We start from the raw sequence: 1,066 nt of genomic DNA on the forward strand, positions 1-1,066 counted from the left end.
GGCAGGTCGATCCGCGCGCGATGCTCGGCGCCCGTCACCGGGTTGCGGATCGGATCGCCCGCGACGTCGAACACGCCGTCGACATGAATCCGGCCGTGCCGCGCATCGACATCGACGTCGAAATCGATCTTCGTGAAGATCGGCTCGAACGCGTGCTCGAGCGTCGACGCGAATACCGCGAACATCGTCGCAAACGGATCGGTATCCTGACCGGTCATGATCTTCAGCACCGCTTCGCGCTGCGCCGGACTCGCGCGCTCGTCGACGATCGGCTGGCACTTGCCCCGGCCTTCGTGGACCGCCCCCGGCCACTGAAACACGACCGCGATCCTGACGCCGTCGAGCACCACGTCGCCATGGTGGCCGCTGTCGATCGAAATCGCACCCATTGCTTCGCATCCGCCGTGCGTCGGCGGTGCATTGAACTGGCAGGGGCATCCGTATGAGCAATTGCAGCTCATCATTTCGGTGCCCTGAATCTCCCACGGCGTCATGGCTTCACCTCGCGCGCTGTAACACATGAACGCTTCGAATCTAGTGCACGGCATCGGGGAAATCAAAGCGGGAACGGATGACCGATACGACGGGAGAAACCCTCGAATTCCGGTGGCGCGCATGGCGCGTCGACCGGCTCGCGGACGGCCGCTCAGATCCAGACGTCACGCCCGCACGTCACACGACCAGCGACGCGACGATCGCACACCACACGGCACTTGCGCCGCACAGAAACACGCGCCGCGCGACGAGCATCCGCGACTCGTCGCCGGCGGTCTTCATCGGCGAAGTCGCGAGAAAAGGCACGCTGGCGAGGCACGCGAAACCCGCGAGCGCGAGCACGATCACGACGTAATCGCCGAACCGCCAGGGCAACGGCTCGTGCAATCCCCAGTAGCCGAGAAACAGCATGCCCATCGAAAACATCGTCGCGGCGGCCGAACTGAGCGCGACCACCGATCCCGTCGGAAATTGCATGGGAGCCTCCCCTCGCGCAGCGTGCGCGACGCCGGATCATTATCCCGGCGCGGAGGGGAAAAGCACAACGCCGGCCGGCAGCAGCCCGCGCGGC

Annotated in this window: 2 protein-coding genes; both read right to left on the bottom strand. The window is 65.5% G+C overall.

Going from position 1 to position 1,066, the window contains the following annotated elements:
* Positions 1-494: DUF1326 domain-containing protein (locus tag L810_RS43290; protein WP_042978471.1), on the bottom strand; the 494-nt coding region annotated here is incomplete at its 3' end.
* A gap of 178 nt (positions 495-672) precedes the next feature.
* Positions 673-972: a hypothetical protein gene (locus tag L810_RS43295; RefSeq protein ID WP_021164379.1), complete on the bottom strand. Its 300-nt coding sequence runs from the start codon at positions 970-972 to the stop codon at positions 673-675.
* Positions 973-1,066: the final 94 nt, after the last annotated feature.

Source organism: Burkholderia sp. AU4i, from assembly GCF_000466765.1.
Taxonomy (GTDB): Bacteria; Pseudomonadota; Gammaproteobacteria; order Burkholderiales; family Burkholderiaceae; genus Burkholderia; species Burkholderia cepacia.